Source organism: Streptomyces flaveus, assembly GCF_014647675.1.
GTDB lineage: Bacteria > Actinomycetota > Actinomycetes > Streptomycetales > Streptomycetaceae > Streptomyces > Streptomyces flaveus.
This window is the reverse complement of record NZ_BMPQ01000001.1, coordinates 511,471-527,572: the sequence shown is the minus strand read 5'-3', so window position 1 is coordinate 527,572 and position 16,102 is coordinate 511,471. Positions and strand designations below refer to the sequence as shown.

The 16,102-nt window shown below is 68.9% G+C and carries 13 protein-coding genes; 5 read left to right on the top strand and 8 right to left on the bottom strand.

Translation table 11 applies throughout. The features are described 5' to 3' along the window. Window positions 1-5: 5 nt before the first annotated feature. The 3 genes from IEZ21_RS02125 to IEZ21_RS02115 all read right to left on the bottom strand — a co-directional run bounded on the left by IEZ21_RS02125 (window position 6) and on the right by IEZ21_RS02115 (window position 1,757). The gene (locus IEZ21_RS02125; RefSeq protein ID WP_189320153.1) at window positions 6-617 is read right to left on the bottom strand and encodes a hypothetical protein; all 612 of its coding nucleotides are present in this window, start codon (window positions 615-617) and stop codon (window positions 6-8) included. 131 nt (window positions 618-748) lie between these two features. Then, window positions 749-970 carry a DUF397 domain-containing protein gene (locus IEZ21_RS02120; protein WP_189320152.1) on the bottom strand — a complete coding sequence of 74 codons (222 nt, stop codon included), beginning with the start codon at window positions 968-970 and terminating at the stop codon, window positions 749-751. Continuing rightward, a complete protein-coding gene (locus tag IEZ21_RS02115; RefSeq protein ID WP_189320151.1) occupies window positions 963-1,757 on the bottom strand; it encodes a helix-turn-helix domain-containing protein in 795 nt (264 codons plus the stop codon). Before IEZ21_RS02115 ends, IEZ21_RS02120 begins: the two co-directional genes overlap by 8 nt. Before the next feature lie 116 nt (window positions 1,758-1,873). Here IEZ21_RS02115 and IEZ21_RS02110 point away from each other — a divergent pair, with 116 nt between their 5' ends. After that, the gene (locus IEZ21_RS02110) at window positions 1,874-2,158 is read left to right on the top strand and encodes a hypothetical protein (protein ID WP_189320150.1); all 285 of its coding nucleotides are present in this window, start codon (window positions 1,874-1,876) and stop codon (window positions 2,156-2,158) included. On the opposite strand, the gene IEZ21_RS02105 is transcribed toward IEZ21_RS02110, so the two are convergent. Next, a complete protein-coding gene (locus tag IEZ21_RS02105; protein ID WP_189320149.1) occupies window positions 2,155-3,138 on the bottom strand; it encodes a phosphotransferase family protein in 984 nt (327 codons plus the stop codon). The two genes, IEZ21_RS02110 and IEZ21_RS02105, sit on opposite strands and share 4 nt — an antisense overlap. 227 nt (window positions 3,139-3,365) lie before the next feature. Here IEZ21_RS02105 and IEZ21_RS02100 point away from each other — a divergent pair, with 227 nt between their 5' ends. The 4 genes from IEZ21_RS02100 to IEZ21_RS02085 all read left to right on the top strand — a co-directional run bounded on the left by IEZ21_RS02100 (window position 3,366) and on the right by IEZ21_RS02085 (window position 10,352). Beyond that, window positions 3,366-4,424, top strand: a complete 1,059-nt coding sequence (locus tag IEZ21_RS02100; RefSeq protein WP_189320148.1) for an esterase-like activity of phytase family protein — start codon at window positions 3,366-3,368, stop codon at window positions 4,422-4,424. A 104-nt stretch (window positions 4,425-4,528) separates the two neighbouring features. Then, window positions 4,529-8,251: an ABC transporter ATP-binding protein gene (locus IEZ21_RS02095; protein ID WP_189320147.1), complete on the top strand. Its 3,723-nt coding sequence runs from the start codon at window positions 4,529-4,531 to the stop codon at window positions 8,249-8,251. Between the two features lie 93 nt (window positions 8,252-8,344). After that, window positions 8,345-8,731, top strand: coding sequence for a hypothetical protein (locus IEZ21_RS02090; RefSeq protein WP_189320146.1), 387 nt, complete (start codon window positions 8,345-8,347; stop codon window positions 8,729-8,731). Window positions 8,732-8,909: 178 nt separating this feature from the next. After that, window positions 8,910-10,352, top strand: coding sequence for a S28 family serine protease (locus tag IEZ21_RS02085; protein ID WP_189320145.1), 1,443 nt, complete (start codon window positions 8,910-8,912; stop codon window positions 10,350-10,352). Window positions 10,353-10,410: 58 nt separating this feature from the next. Here IEZ21_RS02085 and IEZ21_RS02080 read toward each other — a convergent pair whose 3' ends face one another. From IEZ21_RS02080 to IEZ21_RS02065, 4 genes are all read right to left on the bottom strand, one after another. Then, window positions 10,411-11,046 (bottom strand): hypothetical protein, encoded by a 636-nt coding sequence (locus IEZ21_RS02080; protein ID WP_189320144.1) that lies wholly within the window; start codon window positions 11,044-11,046, stop codon window positions 10,411-10,413. Between the two features lie 195 nt (window positions 11,047-11,241). Next, on the bottom strand, window positions 11,242-13,113 hold the full coding sequence (locus tag IEZ21_RS02075; protein ID WP_189320143.1) for a glycoside hydrolase family 3 protein: 1,872 nt from the start codon (window positions 13,111-13,113) through the stop codon (window positions 11,242-11,244). Between the two features lie 544 nt (window positions 13,114-13,657). After that, window positions 13,658-14,305 carry a Rid family hydrolase gene (locus tag IEZ21_RS02070; protein WP_189320142.1) on the bottom strand — a complete coding sequence of 216 codons (648 nt, stop codon included), beginning with the start codon at window positions 14,303-14,305 and terminating at the stop codon, window positions 13,658-13,660. Beyond that, window positions 14,302-15,903, bottom strand: a complete 1,602-nt coding sequence (locus IEZ21_RS02065) for a flavin monoamine oxidase family protein (RefSeq protein WP_189320141.1) — start codon at window positions 15,901-15,903, stop codon at window positions 14,302-14,304. The genes IEZ21_RS02070 and IEZ21_RS02065 overlap by 4 nt, the downstream gene beginning before the upstream one ends. Window positions 15,904-16,102: the final 199 nt, after the last annotated feature.

Below are 16,102 nucleotides of genomic sequence, written 5' to 3'. Positions count from 1 at the left end.
GGCTGTTACTGAACGGCGGGAGGCCAGGAGGAGAGCAGATCACGCAGCAGCTCGGTGAAGGCGCCGTCCAGAGTGTCCTCCCAGCGCTGGTCGCCGACTGCTTCGGGGCAGAGAGCGGCGGGGCGGGCGACCCAGAGGATCTTCCACGACTTGGACTTCAGTGCGAGATCGCCCCAGACCCCGCCGTGCGGGAGGAGCGGGTAGAGCAGATCGCCGATCCGTTCCGTCGCGACCTCCACCAGCGGGCCCTCGATCGCCGTGTGCGCCGCTGCGAGCGCCTTGGGGGAGGAGCGGGCGATCGCGGCCGTGGTCGGATGGCGGCGGACGACACGCGTCACGCGGGTCAGGTGGTCGATGATCCCCTGAGTGGTGCCGTCGCTGGGGCTGGTGCGTTGTGCCTCGTCAAAAGCGTGCGCGAGTTCGGCTTTGAGCGCGAGCTGGTGCAGTTTGGAGGCGGACTTCCAGTTGGCGTAGAGGAAGTTGCGCGACGTGCCACAGCTGCGGGCGATGGCGGCCAGGGGTACGTCCAGGCCGCCGGTACGCATCAGCGTGCGTACGGTGGTGATCACGTGTCCCGAGCTGTACGGATTGCGCTCGAGTCTGAACTGCGGGCTCATGGCCCCTATGGTGCGAAAAGCGTGAACACACGGGGCCTTGATGTCCTTTGTGCACTCAAACGAGCGGTGTTTGAACACTGCGGGGAGAAGTGCTCACCCTTTTTGCTAGGGGCACTGCTCCGCCGGGCCCCTCAGGCTGGGAACTCGCCGCTCTTGACGGCTGTGACGAACGCCGACCAATCGCCCACCGCGAAGAGCAGTGCCGGGCCGTGGGGGGTTTTGGAGTCGCGGACGGGGACGCCTGAGGGGTGGGTGTCGAGGACTTCGAGGCAGCTGCCGGATTCATTGCCGCTGTACGACGACTTGCGCCAGCCGTTCATCGTGGATGAGTCCGGGATGATGCGCTCAGTCATGGTGTCCGTATTCCTTCGCAATCGCCCTCAGGAGGGCAACAGACTCCATCTGCGGTAGTGCGTCGCCCAGTCCGAGATCGTAGACGGCCTGGAGCCGATGGACCACGGCCGGCGAATCGTGCACTCTGCCGATGGACATGGCCTCGCTGTACGCGGCAGGAGGTTGGTCCTCGAACCACCACAGCGACAGCATGCTCTGCATCAGCGGATGAACGCCCAGGCCGAACGGCAGAACGTGAGCACGTACCCGCTCGCTCTCCACGAGGTGGACGATGTGCATGATCTGCTCAGCCATGACGTCCTGGCCGCCGACCGGGCGACGTAGCACTGCCTCGTCCAGCAGCGTCCACACCACGGGCGTCACCGGATCGTCGAGGACCTTCGCGCGCTCAAGCCGTGTGACAACGTGCCTGTCACGCTCCTCGGGACTCCTGGGAGGGAACGTCGTGCCCAGCACCGCACGCGCGTACCTCTCCGTCTGAAGGATGCCGGGGAAGAAGCTCAGCGCGAACTCGCGGATGACCGTTGCCTGTTGTTCGAGTTGGCGTGCCGCTTCGAAGTAGTCGGCAATCGTGCCGTCCTGCTGCGGCAGAAAGCTGCTCAGTACGTTTCCCGTGCCCAGCGCTCTGTCCAGGCGCCTCGCGTCCTCCTTCGAAGGCACGCGCCGCCCAGCTTCGATATGCGCGATGTGCGAACGGGTCATGAACGCCAAGTCCGCCAGTTCCTGCTGCGTCAGCCCGGCCGCCTCGCGCTGTTCCCTGAGCCAGTCGCCGTAGATGCTGCCCACCTCGTCAACTCCCTTGCGACAAACGCCTCGTCACCAGCCATCCTCTGGCGAGCCTAGCCCGCCCCATCTCACTCTGTGAGTGCATCACTACGCAACGAAACCAATGGAGTTCACTGATGGATGGGACCAACGAGGCGCGACTGCTCCCCTGGGCGGGCCCGGAGGGCAAACGCTGCTATCTCCTGACCGACGGGACCGGCTACCTCTCCCGGGTGGCGGACAGCATCGAGACCATCCAACTGGCAATGGCCGACGACCTCCTCGACCACGCGGCCGACATGCTCACCGACCACCGAGCCACACCGGCACAACTCCGCTTCCTGCTCGCGCGAATGACCGAGGCCCTGACCGACGTACACCGCATCGCAGAGAGCCGCGGCGCCCGCCTTCCCGAGACCTAGACCAATGCCAGCGCCTCCTTCAGGTTGTGCTCGGCGATGTTCTTCATGAAGGTGCGGTCGGGGAAGTCGCCGTCGAGGAGTCGTAGTGGGCCCGCTGTGAGTGAGAGGCGTTGCGCGAGTGTGTAGAGGGCGAGTCGGTTCTCGTCCAGGCCGGACACTGCCAGGGGGCCGTACTCGTCGTTCAGGCGGATGCGGAGGAAGACGTGCTCCCACTCGACGTCGAAGTACATCAAGCCCTCGATGTCGATCAGTACGGGGTTGCCGTCCGCGTCCACCTGTACGTGGTCCGGGCCCAGTTCGCCGTGCACGACCGAGTACTGCGTGCGCGGCTGCACCTGCTCGGCCAGCACGTGCAGCCGCTCCTCCAGCCGGTCGCGGGCCGTCGCGATTCTCGGGTCGCGGGAGGCTGCTTCGGTGAGGTCCCGTAGCGCGCGCTCGAGGATGACTTCCTCGCATGACGTTCCGCGCGAGGTTCCGCCGGCGTCGACCACGGCCACCTTGCCGTACGTCGGTGCCCGGTGGTGCCGCATCGCCTCCAGCGCCTCTGCGAGGCGGGCCATGACCGGGGCGGCCGTGCGCGGGTCGCGTGCGAGGAGTTTCTCCAGGTTCTCTCCGGGGACGTCCTCGACGATCGCCAGGTCGGCCGGGTGGTGCGTACCGTCGCGGTCGAGGAGGCGTATCGCCGGTACGCGGACGCCGAGCCCGTCCAGCCGTGCGTGGGCGGCCTCGAACAGGTCGAGGCCGAGGCCGGGCGAGAACGGATCGGTGAGGTCGTCGTCGCCCTCGGCCGACGGCCAGTAGTTCTCGGTGTCGTCCCACACATAGGCGATCGCCGTTGTCGCGTCGTCCATCGTCAGGCGGTACACGCCCTTCTTGCTGCCACCCGCGACCCGTTCGGCTCCCTCCAACCGCCGCCCGGCTCCCAGAGCCGCCCGCGCCGCGCCTGCCAGTTGATCCCGTGTCGCTGTCCCCGGTGCCATATTCCGGACCGCCTCTCCGTCGCTACGGCCCGTGCACCTTACGGGAGTTGCGGTGTACGGGAGTTTCCGTGTGGGCCCGAGTGTGGGTGACCAGGGTGCGAAAAGCGTGAACACGGAGGGACGCAATGCCCTTTGGCTGCTCAAACGAGCGGCGTCTGAACGCAGCAGGGAGAACTGTTCACGCTTTTTCTGCCTACCCCTCAACCACCCGTGCCTACGGTGATCGCATGCGCTTGAGATCCGTACTCGCGACCCTCACCGCCGGCCTGACCGCGGCCACCTGCCTGACCGCCGCCGGACCCGCCGCGGCCGGAGCCCCAGCCGCCGCAGCCGCAACCGCGGCGGGAACCCCACCTCGGAACGCCTGTTCGCCCTCCGTCTCCATCGACGGGTTTTCCGACGTCCTCGACAAGACGACGTACGAAGGCACCTACGTCGGCAACTTCTCCGCGCTCGCCGTCGACCGGAACGGCAAGCTCGCCGCCCTCTCCGACCGGTCGTCCCTCTTCACCCTGGACCCGAAGACGTTCCAGCCCCGCTCCGTCGTCGCGCTTGCGGACGAGAACAAGGCCGCGCTCGACTCCGAGGGGCTGGTCGTCGAGCGGGACGGTACGCGGCTCGTGTCGTCCGAGGGAGAGCCGACCGTTCGCCGGTACGGGCGGGACGGCGCGATCCTCACCCGCCTCCCCGTGCCGGAGTACCTGCGCGTCGCCCCCGCCGGGCGTGCCGCCGCCAACCAGACCTTCGAGGCCCTGACCCTCTTCCCCGGCGGCCACACCCTGCTGGCCGGCATGGAGGGTTCCCTGTCCGGTGACACCCCGGGCATCGTCCGCTTCCAGACCTGGCACCGCCACGGCTCGAAGGACTTCCGCCTCGCGGCCCAGTACGGCTACCGCACGGACACCGGCCTCGGTGTCGTCGAGACCGCCGCGACCCCCGACGGCCGCCTCCTCGTCCTGGAACGCGGCTTCACGCCGGGCGTCGGCAACACGGTTCGCCTCTACGCCGCCGACCTCCGCCGCGCCATGGACACGAGCGGCGTCGAGAACCTGACCGGTCAGAACGAGGTACGCCTGGTCAGGAAAACCCTCCTCGCCGACCTCGTGAACTGCCCCACCCTCGGCGCCACCGCCAAGCAGCCCCAGCCCAACCCCCTCCTCGACAACATCGAGGCCATGACCGTCACCGGCCACCGCCACGGCCGTCTCAAGGTCCTCCTGGCCAGCGACGACAACCAGAACGCCGTCCAGACCACCCGCTTCTACTTCCTGCGCGTACGCCTCTGACCATTTCGCCTCCGACTATTGCTCCGAATATTGCGGAGGGATGAAATCCGGTTCCGATCGCGTTGGTGCCTTCCGGCGGACAAGGATCTACGGGAGGCACCGGCGTGGCAGTGCAACAGGGGGAGTCGAGCGGCTGGGCACGGCGGCTCGCCGGATACGCGTGGCGGTATCCGAAGGACGTCGTGCTCGCGCTCGGTTCCTCGCTCGCCGGCATGGCGGTCATGGCGCTGGTCCCGCTCGTCACCAAGGTGATCATCGATGACGTCATCGGGGACAAGAGCCGGGACATGGCCCCTTGGGCAGGCGCCCTCATCGGGGCGGCCCTCCTCGTCTACGTCTTCACGTACATCCGGCGCTACTACGGCGGCCGACTCGCCCTCGACGTCCAGCACGACCTGCGCACCGACATGTACAAGGCGATCACCGGGCTCGACGGGCGGCGGCAGGACGAGCTGTCGACCGGTCAGGTCGTGGGCCGGGCGACCAGTGACCTCCAGCTGATCCAGAGCCTGCTGTTCATGCTCCCGATGACCATCGGGAACGTGCTGCTGTTCCTGATCTCCCTCGGGATCATGGCCTCGCTGTCCCTTCCGCTCACCGGCGTCGCGCTGGCCGTCGCCCCCGCCCTGTGGTTCATCGCCAAGCGCAGCAGCACCCGGCTGCACCCCGCCACCTGGTACGCGCAGGGTCAGGCCGCCGCCGTCGCGGGAGTCGTCGACGGCGCCGTCAGCGGCGTACGCGTGGTGAAGGGGTTCGGGCAGGAGGACCAGGAGACCGGGAAGCTGCGGGAGGTCGGGCGGCGGCTCTTCGCGGGGCGGCTGCGGACCATCAAGCTGAACTCCCGGTACACACCCGCACTGCAGGCCGTGCCCGCGCTCGGGCAGGTCGCGATGCTCGCCTTCGGCGGCTGGCTCGCCGTACGCGGGCACATCACGCTCGGTACGTTCGTCGCCTTCTCGACGTATCTCGCCCAGCTCGTCGGACCGGTCCGCATGCTCGCCATGGTGCTGACCGTCGGGCAGCAGGCCCGTGCCGGTGCCGAGCGCGTCCTCGAGCTGATCGACATCGAGCCGGCCATCGAGGACGGTACGAAGCCGCTGCCGGCCGACGCGCCCGCGACCGTCGAGTTCGACGACGTGGCCTTCGGGTACGAAGACGCCTCGCAACCCGTTCTCGACGGGCTCAGCTTCGAGATCCGCCCGGGCGAGACGCTCGCCGTGGTCGGCTCCTCCGGGTCCGGCAAGTCGACGGTGTCCCTCCTCCTTCCGCGCTTCTACGACGTCACACGCGGCGCCGTCCTCGTCGGCGGCCACGACGTGCGCGAGCTCACGCTCGAATCGCTGCGCGCCGCGATCGGGCTCGTCCCCGAGGACTCCTTCCTCTTCTCGGACACCGTGCGCGCCAACATCGCGTACGGCCGCCCCGACGCCACCCAGGAGGAGATCGAGACCGCCGCGCGGGCCGCGCAGGCGGACCGGTTCATCGCCGAGCTGCCGGACGGGTACGACACCAAGGTCGGCGAGCAGGGCCTGACGCTCTCGGGCGGGCAGCGCCAGCGCGTCGCCCTGGCCCGTGCGATCCTCACCGATCCGCGCCTGCTGGTCCTCGACGACGCGACCTCGGCCGTGGACGCCCGCGTCGAGCACGAGATCCACGAGGCCCTGAAGCACGTGATGGAGGGTCGTACGACCCTCCTCATCGCCCACCGCCGCTCCACGCTCAACCTCGCCGACCGCATCGCCGTCCTCGACGGCGGACGGCTCGCCGACATCGGTACGCACGAGGAGCTTCAGCAGCGCTCGCCGCTGTACCGGCAGCTGCTCACCGACCCGGACGAGCTGGGCGGCGTCTCGCCAGGTCACGCACAGCCCGCCTGCCCGGTCGAGGACACGTCCGTACGGGACGAACTGGACGCCGAGTTCGACGCCGAGCGCGGGATCACGCCCAAGCTGTGGACCGGGGACCGTGAGCCCCGGGACGCGGCCATGGACGGGATGCCGGCGACACCCGAACTCCTCGCCCAGGTCGAGGCGTTGCCCCCGGCGGACGACAAGCCCGGTATCGACGAGGCGCGGGCAGTCACCCCGGAGGAGTCGTACGGGCTCCGCAGACTGTTGCGGGGCTTCGGGCTCCCCCTCCTCGTCAGCCTCGGCCTCGTCGCCGTCGACGCGGGCATGGGCCTGCTGCTGCCGGTGATGATCCGGAACGGAATCGACGACGGTGTCAGCAAGGTCGCCGAGGGCGCGGTGTGGACGGCGTCCCTGCTGGCCCTGCTCACCGTGGTCGTCCAGTGGGTGGCACAGACCGGTGAGATCCGTATGACGGGACGTACGGGCGAGAGGGTCCTGTACGCGCTCCGGCTGAAGATCTTCGCGCAGCTCCAGCGGCTCGGACTCGACTACTACGAGCGGGAGTTGACGGGCCGGATCATGACCCGGATGACGACCGACGTGGACGCCCTGTCGACGTTCCTGCAGACGGGACTCGTCACCGCCTTCGTCTCGGTCGTCACCTTCTTCGGCATCATGGCCGCGCTGCTCGTGATCGACGTGGAGCTCGCGCTCGTCGTCTTCGCGACGCTGCCGCCGCTGATCATCGCCACGGTCTTCTTCCGCCGGGCGAGTGTGAAGGCGTACGAACTCGCCCGTGAGCGCGTCTCCGTGGTGAACGCGGACCTTCAGGAGTCGGTGGCCGGGCTGCGGATCGTGCAGGCGTTCCGCCGCGAGCGGGGTGGCCGGCGGCGGTTCGCGGAGGGCAGCGACAGCTATCGCAAGGCGCGGATCCGGGGGCAGTGGCTGATCTCGGTGTACTTCCCCTTCGTGCAGTTCCTGTCGTCGGTCGCGGCGGCCGCGGTGATCATCGTGGGCGCGGGGCGGATCGACGCGGGGACGCTCACCACCGGTGCGCTGGTCGCGTATCTGCTGTACATCGACCTGTTCTTCGCGCCCGTGCAGCAGCTCTCGCAGGTCTTCGACGGCTACCAGCAGGCGAGCGTCTCGCTGGGCCGCGTCCAGGAACTGCTCCAGGAGCCGACCTCCACCAAGGCCGCCGACAAGGCACTCGAAGTCCCGTCACTGCGGGGGGAGATCGCCTTCGAGGACGTCGACTTCGCGTACAAGGACGACGAAGAGGCCCTGAGCGGCGTGAAGTTGCACATCCCCGCCGGACAGACCGTGGCCTTCGTCGGCGAGACGGGCGCGGGTAAGTCGACGCTGGTCAAGCTGGTCGCCCGGTTCTACGACCCGACGGGCGGGCGGGTGACCGTCGACGGCACGGATCTGCGTGCGCTGGACCTCACCTCGTACCGGCACCGTCTCGGGGTCGTCCCCCAGGAGGCGTACCTCTTCCAGGGCACGGTCCGGGACGCCATCGCCTACGGCCGCCCCGACGCCACCGACGCCGAGGTGGAGGCCGCCGCTCGCGCGGTCGGCGCGCACGACATGATCGCCACGCTCGACGGCGGCTACCTCCACGAGGTCGCCGAACGCGGCCGCAACCTCTCCGCCGGGCAACGCCAGTTGATCGCCCTCGCCCGAGCCGAACTCGTCGACCCGGACATCCTCCTGCTCGACGAGGCCACCGCCGCGCTCGACCTGGCCACCGAGGCCCAGGTCAACCAGGCCACCGACCGCATCGCGGGCCGCCGCACCACACTGGTGGTCGCCCACCGCCTCACCACGGCGGCCCGTGCGGACCGGGTCGTGGTCATGGACCACGGCCGGGTGGCGGAGGACGGCACGCACGAGGAGCTGCTCGAACGGGGCGGGCGGTACGCGGAGTTGTGGCAGATGTTCCTCGGGGAGCCGGTCACCGCCCCGATTGCCTAGTCTTTGCCCGACTTCCCTTCCACCAGGCAACCAGACGGCCTACGTCATGCGTCCGTAGACGGAGTACGCCGATTGCTGCGGGAGGGAACAACAGTGGACAAGAGCGCGATACGCCGTCATATGGCGCTCGGTGTGGCTGTACTGACCGCTTCCGGACTGCTGTCACTCGCGGGCACGGGCACCGCGGAGGCGGCGGCACTCTGCTCCGGCCGCAAGGTCCGCACGCTGCCCTTCTCCACCGGATCCGTCCAGATCTACAAGAAGCGCGGCTACGTCTGCGCGGTGACCCTCCGCGAGAGGCAGGGCACCCGCACCTACATGTCCGTGAGCGTACGAGCATGGCGAGCCCGACCAGCCGTGAACAAAGGCCTCTTCAAACACCACGCAGGCCCGGTAACGGTCCACGCCGGCCACCGCCGAGTACTGATAAAGGGAACAGTTGGCTCGGACTCGGCGAGCTCGGGCTGGATCCGCCTGTAACCCCGCGCCCCTAAAAAGGGGGCCGCAGGCCCCTTTTTAGGGGCGCGGGGAACTGCGCGACAAGCCACAACGGACCCGCAGCTCAGAACTGTCCGGTATGCCCCCAACATCCCCTGGCCTCAACGGAGTTGCTCCGCTAGGTTCCGGCGGACATCTGTGTTTTTCCAGGGGAGTGTGCATGCGCAAGACGCTCAGATGGCTGCTGTCGCTCGTGGTGCTCATAGGCACTGTGAGCACGGCCGGCGCGGCCACCGCCGCACAGCCGGAGGCCACCGCCGCACAGCCGTCGGCAACCGCCGACATAAAGGACCGCCTCCTCGCGATACCAGGCATGAGCCTGATCGAGGAGAAGCCCTACACCGGCTACCGCTACTTCGTCCTCAACTACACCCAGCCGATCGACCACCGGCACCCGTCCAAGGGCACCTTCCAGCAGCGCATCACGGTGCTGCACAAGGACACGGCCCGCCCGACGGTGTTCTTCACCAGCGGCTACAACGTCTCGACGACGCCGCGCCGCAGCGAGCCGACCCAGATCGTGGACGGCAACCAGATCTCGATGGAGTACCGCTTCTTCACTCCGTCCCGGCCCAACCCGGCCGACTGGTCCAAGCTCGACATCTGGCAGGCGGCCAGCGACCAGCACCGTATCTTCAAGGCGCTGAAGAAGGTCTACGACAAGAAGTGGCTCTCCACGGGCGGCTCGAAGGGCGGCATGACCGCCACGTACTACGAGCGCTTCTACCCGCGCGACATGGACGGCGTCGTCGCGTACGTCGCCCCCAACGACGTGGTGAACAACGAGGATTCGGCCTACGACCGGTTCTTCGCGAACGTCGGCACCAAGGAGTGCCGCGACAAGCTGAACGCCGTGCAGCGCGAGGCGCTCGTACGCCGTGAGCCGCTGGAGAAGCGCTACAAGGAATTCGCCGACGCGGAGGGCCTGACCTTCAACACGGTCGGCAGCCTGGACAAGGCGTACGAGGCCGTCGTACTCGACTATGTGTGGGGCTTCTGGCAGTACAGCCTGCTCGCCGACTGCGACACCATCCCGGCGGACGCCGCGAACGCCACCGACGACGAGATCTGGAGCACGATCGACACGATCGTCGGCTTCTCCGCCTACGCCGACCAGGGCCTGGAGCAGTACACGCCGTACTACTACCAGGCGGGTACGCAACTCGGGGCGCCGGACATCGAGTTCCCGCACATCGAGTCGGGGCTGATCCGCTACGGCTACCAGCCGCCGCGGAACTTCGTGCCGCGCGACATCTCCATGAAGTTCCAGCCGTGGGCGATGCGCGACGTCGACACCTGGGTCAAGCACAACGCCAAGCAGATGCTGTACGTGTACGGCGAGAACGACCCGTGGGGCTCCGAGCCGTTCCACCTGGGCAAGGGCGCCCGTGACTCGTACATCTTCACGGCCCCCGGGGCGAACCACGGCGCCAATGTCGCCGGCCTCGTCGCCGACGAGAAGGCCCTCGCCACGGCCCGCATCCTGAAGTGGGCGGGCGTCGCCTCCGCCACGGTCCAGGAGGACCCGTCGAAGGCGAAGCCGCTGGCCAAGTTCGACAGGAAGCTGGACAAGCACAGCGCGGAGCGCCAGCTGCGGCCGTAAAGCCGTAATTGCTCCCGGCTCCCGGCAGAGCAACTGCCGTGTTGCGCCCGTCCGTTGACTACAGCGGGCGGGCGCAGCCCACCGGCTTCGGCCCGCCGAGCTGGACGTACAGGACTGTCGACGCGGGACAGTCGGCACGCTTCTCGACCGCCGACGCCACCTTGTACTCGGGCGACTTCTCGCCCTTGCCGTCGCACGCCGTCTCGCGGACCTCGCCCTCGCCGGCGCTGTAGACGCAGTCGCCGACGATCGTGCGCGGGCCTCCGCCGCCGCCCGGGTCGCCGGGGTGCGGCTTCTGCAGATTGCGCATACAGGCGTAGCCCTGCGGGACCGCGCCGTCGCCGTCCTCGTCCGCGGACGGTTTCTGTTCGCTGATGTGCAGCACGAAGTCCGTGGTGGCGGGGCACGCCGGACCTTCGCTCTGCTTGCCGTCATGGCGCGCCACGACCCGCGCCGCCGCCCGCTCACTGGTGCACGGCACCTCGGTGAACGACGTGCGCCCGAACGAACTGCACTCGTCCACCCCGAGGAACTGCGCCCCGAATCCGGCGGTCCGCGTAGGCGTCACCTGCTCGCTCTCGCCGAGCCGGCCCTCCCCGGAATCCGCGGATCCCGAAATCCGGTCGCACCCGGTGAGCGCCGCCACCATCACCAGCAGCGCGCACACCACCCACCCACACCGTGCCTTGTGCATGACTGCTCCCCCCGATACCCCCACCCAGCGTGACCCGCCACAGCGGGCCCACGCCAGACATGCGGGGTGCTTTGCGTCTTTTGGAGGCTGTGCGCCGGGTGTACGGCGTACGTGACGTACGGCGGACTGTACAGCCGTACGTCATCCGATGCCGGACCAGGGGCTGGTAGCTCAGCCCGTGGACTGACCGGTGTCTTAGTAACTCAGCCCGTGCCCGATCGGATACAGCACCTGCTCCGGGTCGTCCGCCCGCTGCACCGGCACCGGCAGCCTGCCCGCAGGTTCGATGCGGCCCGCGATCACTCGGGCCGCGGCGCGCAGCTCGACGTCGGTCCAGGAGTACGTCGCCAAGTAGGCTTGTACTGACGGCAGTTGGGCCACATCGTAGGGGTTGCGGACGGCGACCGCGACCACCGGGCGGCCGGTCGCGAGCAGCTCGCCGACGAGCGTCTTCTGGGAGCTGGTCGCCGTGACGTTGTACGTGCCGACGACCACCGCGTCCGCGTCCCGCGCCGCCGCCACGGCTGTCGCGATGGCCGCCGCGGAGGGCGCCGTACCCGTGGAGAGCGCGGTGGCGGTGAAGCCCAACTCCCTGAGCACACCCGCGAGGACGGTCGTCGGCGGTCCGGTGGTCCCGGACGGCGAGGCGGGATCGGCGCCGACGACGAGCACTTTCCGGTGCGTACGGCGTGAAAGCGGCAACAGACCGCCCGAGTTGACCAGCAGCGTCGTCGTACCGTCGGCGATCCGGTCGGCCGCCCCGAGGTGCGCCGGGATGCCGACGGTACGGTCGACGCCGCGAGCGGACACGTACGGGTCCTTCAGCAGCCCCAGCTTCGCCTTCAGCCGGAGGATGCGCAGGATCGACTCGTCGAGGCGGGCCTCGGTCAGCTCGCCGCCGCGAACGGCCGCCAGGACCGCGTTCCAGGCGAGGGCCGGCTTCGGTGGGTTGAGCAGCTGGTCGACACCGGCCTTGAGCGCGAGCACCGGCACCCGGTCGTCACCGTACTTCGTGCGGACGCCCTCCATGCCGAGCGAGTCCGTCACCACCACCCCGTCGTAGCCGAGCCGTTCGCGCAGGATGCCGGTGAGGATCGGGCGGGAGAGGGTGGCCGGGTCGCCGGAGGGATCGAGTGCCGGGACCATGATGTGGGCGGTCATGATCGAGTCGATACCGGCGGCGATCGCGGCCCTGAAGGGCGGCGCGTCCAGCTCGGCCCACTGCGCCTCGGTGTGTTCGATGACCGGGAAACCGTAGTGACTGTCGGTCTCGGTGTCGCCGTGCCCCGGGAAGTGCTTGGCCGTGGCGGCCACCTGGGAGCTCTGGTAGCCCTTCACCTGGGCGGCGACCAGGGCGGCCACGGCCTGCGGATCGGCGCCGAAGGAGCGTACGCCGATGACCGGGTTGGCCGGGTTCACGTTCACGTCGGCGACCGGCGCGTAGTCCTGCCGGATGCCCATCGCGCGCAGCTCCGCGCCGCCGATCTGCCCGGCCCTGCGGGCATCCGACCGCGAGCCGCCCACCCGTCTCCCACCACCACCCTTCTGACGAAGCGCTTCGCGCCCTTTTTCTCCTGCGCCGAGCGCCATCGCGCCCGGCAGGAGCGTCGCGGGCTTGCCCACGCGGGCGACGATGCCGTGTTCCTGGTCGGTGGAGATGAGGACGGGCAGGCCTCGGGGCAGTTCCAGCGAGGCCTTCTGGATGCCGTTGCTGAGGTCCGCGATCTGGTGCGGGTCACGGGTGTTGTGCGCCCAGGCGAAGTAGATGATCCCGCCCACGTGATACCGGGCGATCAGCTCCGCGGCCGTACGTACGCCGATCTCCTCGAGGTTCGCGTCGATGTCGGCCTGGTCGGGCGCGGTCGCCGAGTGCCCGTACACCCGCATCACGAAGAGCTGGCCGACCTTCTCTTCGAGGGTCATACGGGAGATGAGGGCGCGCAGCCGCCTGTCGTTGCCGTCCGCCCGGGCGGGGGCCTGACCGATCGCGACGGCCGCCGCCGTGCCCGCCGTGGCGGCGAGCAGCGTACGTCTGGAGGTGCCGGACTTCCTCGTGCGTTCGTACACGTGCGCTCCTTCCGGAGAGGGCCCGAGGGGCCCGTGGAGGGGCGAGCATGAAGGAAACTTCCGAGAAGTCACGGATATCCGGGAACTTTCTGCCAGTCAAGACCGCGCGGCACGAGAAAAGTCCGGCGTGGCACAGCGCGCCCCGTCAGGGGCGCGGGGAACTGCGCGACCAGCCCCCACCGGCCCGCGGGTTCATCACTGGGCTTCCAGCGCACTGCTTGAGAGAAAGTGGCCCCGAGAGGGGCCGCCACCGGCGCAGTTGGAGGGGGCGCGCCGATGACGGCATGCTGCCGGCCGCAGGCGGTTGGAGAGGGTGGGTCAGCGATCGCAGCCAGCAGCGAGGGCCGACACCGCACAGCGGAGACTCATCCGGCAGCCTGCGGATTGGACGGGGGGTGGCGGGGATGGGTTCCCCGGATCGGCCCGATTCCCGGAAATTGGTACGGGAACGCACCACCGTGTCCGAGGAGGTTGCTGCGGCACTGTTTTGGGCCGGAGCGCCGCAGCCAACCTGTGAACCCGCTGAACTCACCGAACTCGCCGATCAGCGCTTCTTGTTGTACGTCGCCGTCACCTCGACCTCGACGAGCCACCCCGGCACGGCCAGCGAGGCGACCTCCATCGTCGCCCGCGCCGGGCGGGCCTTGTTGGCGAGCAGCGGCGGCTTGGGGGCCGAAGTGCCCATGGACACCGGCACGACCTGGAGCGACTTCAGGTCGATGTTCGCGAAGTACTGCCGGTACGCGCGGTTCCAGCCCGCGTAGTCGGCGATCTCGGCGCCCGGCGGTTTCATCAGATACGCCTTCATCGTGATGACGTCGGCCGGTTTCACGCCCGCGGTCTCGAGGTTGGTTCTGATGTTGCGGAGCACGACGAGCGCCTGCGCCTCGGTGATCGTGACGCCCTGCGCCCCTTCGGTGAGGGCGGGGTCGGTGTAGCGCTCGGACGTGCCCTCGGGCGCGGCCGGGTTCAGCGGGGACGGGCCGAGACCGCTGCTCTGGTAGACGGCGACTTCCCCGCCCGTCGCCACGCCGTTCGCGATGGCCGGGTTGGACTGCCCCTCGGGCAGCATGACCCGTACGTCCTTCGGGCCCGGCGACCACCAGCCCTTGGCACCGGCGACTGTCGCAGAGCCGGTCAGCAGCGCCCCGGTCAGGGCCGTACCGACGAAAACCTTCGTACGCCGCTTCATCCCGCCATCACCCTCTCGTGGATCCCGGTCACGACCTTGCGTGCCGAGGTGAACGCACCGTGCTGCCAGGCGATGACGTGGCTGAGCCAGTCGCCGGCGAAGTAGACGTGTCCCGCGGGCTGGTTGAGCAGCTTGTACTCGGGTCCGGTCTGCGAGGGCCAGCCGACCCAGCCCGCCTCGATGTGGGGCGTGCGATGCCAGGCGACGCTGAAGGACTGGTCGAGTTCGGTGCGGTACTTGTCGCCGTGGATCTTCACGCCCCGGCTCACTGCCCGCTTCAGCCGCTCGGCGTGCGGCAGATCGCTGTACGCGACAGCGTTGTCACCGAAGTTGTAGTAGCCGATGAGCGTGCCGCGGCGGCCCTGATAGCCGTACGACGGGTACCAGATGGTGGCCAGGTCCGTGTCGGTCGGTGTGATGCCGCCGTAGATGTGCTCGTCCGTCTCCCACCAGCGGCTGCGGTACTCGAGCCCGATCTTGCCGACGGGAGTCGCTGTGGGGTACTTCAGCGCCGCGGTGACGTCCGCACCCAGGTTGTGCTTGATACGGGCCATGACCATGGGCGGGATGGCCGCCACGACGAAGTCGGCGCGCCGGGTGCGGATACGGCCCTCGGCGTCCTCGTAGGTGACCTCGGCGCCGTCCGGAAGGTTCTTCACCTCCATCGCCTTGGCGCCGTACGTGATCCGGTCCTGGCCGATGGCCTTGGCGAGCGCGTACGGGATGGCGTCCATCCCGCCCACCGGCTGGAACATCAGCATGGCCTGGTCGTAGCCGAACTCGAAGGAGAAGCGCTGCCCGACGCCGCTCGCGACCACGTCCGACAGGGAGGGCACCGGGCCGAGCACCGTGCCCTCCTCGAAGCCCGCGCCAGGTTCGACCGAGTAGCCGCGACGGTCGCTGCCGGTGTACGCGAAGCCGTCCGCCTTGCCCTTGATGGCGCCGAAGTTCTGCAGGAACGCGATGAGGCCTTCCTTGTCGGCGGCGGTGAGTTCCTTGTCCAGGGCGCCCTGGTCGGTGGCTTTGGCGAGCAACTCGGAGACGTAGCCGTGAACATCGGCCTTCGCCGTACGCCAGCGGATCGGCTTGCCCGCGAGGGCTGCGCTCTTCTCGTGGTAGATGTACGCGTTGGCGTTCTGGTTGGTGAACACCTCGAGAGGAACGCCGAGCTCACGGCAGTACTCGAGCGTGACGTGGGACTGCGGCAGCCGGGCCGGGCCCGCGTTCATGTACTGGCCCTTGGAGAACGAGCCCTTCTGCGTACGCCCGTCCAGATCGGTCAGTGTGGTGCCGCCGCGGACCGTCCAGTTGCGTCCGCCCGGGCGGTCCTTCGCCTCCAGGATCCGGCAGTCGTAGCCCGCCTTGCCCAGCTCGTACGCCGTTGCCAGGCCGGCTATGCCACCGCCGAGCACGAGGACCTTCTTGCGGCTCCGCCCGGTGAGTTCGAAGTCGCCGTTCCGGGGCGCCCGGTACGCCTCGGCCCGAGCCTCCGGGACCGGCGCGAGCCCCAGGGCCCCCATCGCCGAGTACAGCATTCCGGCGCCGCCCGCGATCCCGACGGATCTCAGGAAACCGCGGCGAGATGCCTCTGCAACCATCAATTCCTCCTCGCCCGCAGCCCACGGCCCTGGCGGGCCGAGGCTGCATCGTTGGATCAACCCGGCCCGGTGGGGGGTGAGTTGCGGGTGAGGCCGGAGTGCTTCTTGAGCCTCCGTCAGGAGTGTTACAGGGCCATGCCAATGAGGTGTCCATGGCGGATGAGGTTGGTTTGCAATTCAAACCGACGTCACTGGAACC

Bases quoted from the DNA above. Each gene is read 5' to 3' on its own strand.
- IEZ21_RS02125 (WP_189320153.1), bottom strand. From the start codon at position 617: ATGAGCCCGCAGTTCAGACTCGAGCGCAATCCGTACAGCTCGGGACAC.
- IEZ21_RS02120 (WP_189320152.1), bottom strand. From the start codon at position 970: ATGACTGAGCGCATCATCCCGGACTCATCCACGATGAACGGCTGGCGC.
- IEZ21_RS02110 (WP_189320150.1), top strand. From the start codon at position 1,874: ATGGATGGGACCAACGAGGCGCGACTGCTCCCCTGGGCGGGCCCGGAG.
- IEZ21_RS02105 (WP_189320149.1), bottom strand. From the start codon at position 3,138: ATGGCACCGGGGACAGCGACACGGGATCAACTGGCAGGCGCGGCGCGG.
- IEZ21_RS02100 (WP_189320148.1), top strand. From the start codon at position 3,366: ATGCGCTTGAGATCCGTACTCGCGACCCTCACCGCCGGCCTGACCGCG.
- IEZ21_RS02085 (WP_189320145.1), top strand. From the start codon at position 8,910: ATGCGCAAGACGCTCAGATGGCTGCTGTCGCTCGTGGTGCTCATAGGC.
- IEZ21_RS02080 (WP_189320144.1), bottom strand. From the start codon at position 11,046: ATGCACAAGGCACGGTGTGGGTGGGTGGTGTGCGCGCTGCTGGTGATG.
- IEZ21_RS02070 (WP_189320142.1), bottom strand. From the start codon at position 14,305: ATGAAGCGGCGTACGAAGGTTTTCGTCGGTACGGCCCTGACCGGGGCG.
- IEZ21_RS02065 (WP_189320141.1), bottom strand. From the start codon at position 15,903: ATGGTTGCAGAGGCATCTCGCCGCGGTTTCCTGAGATCCGTCGGGATC.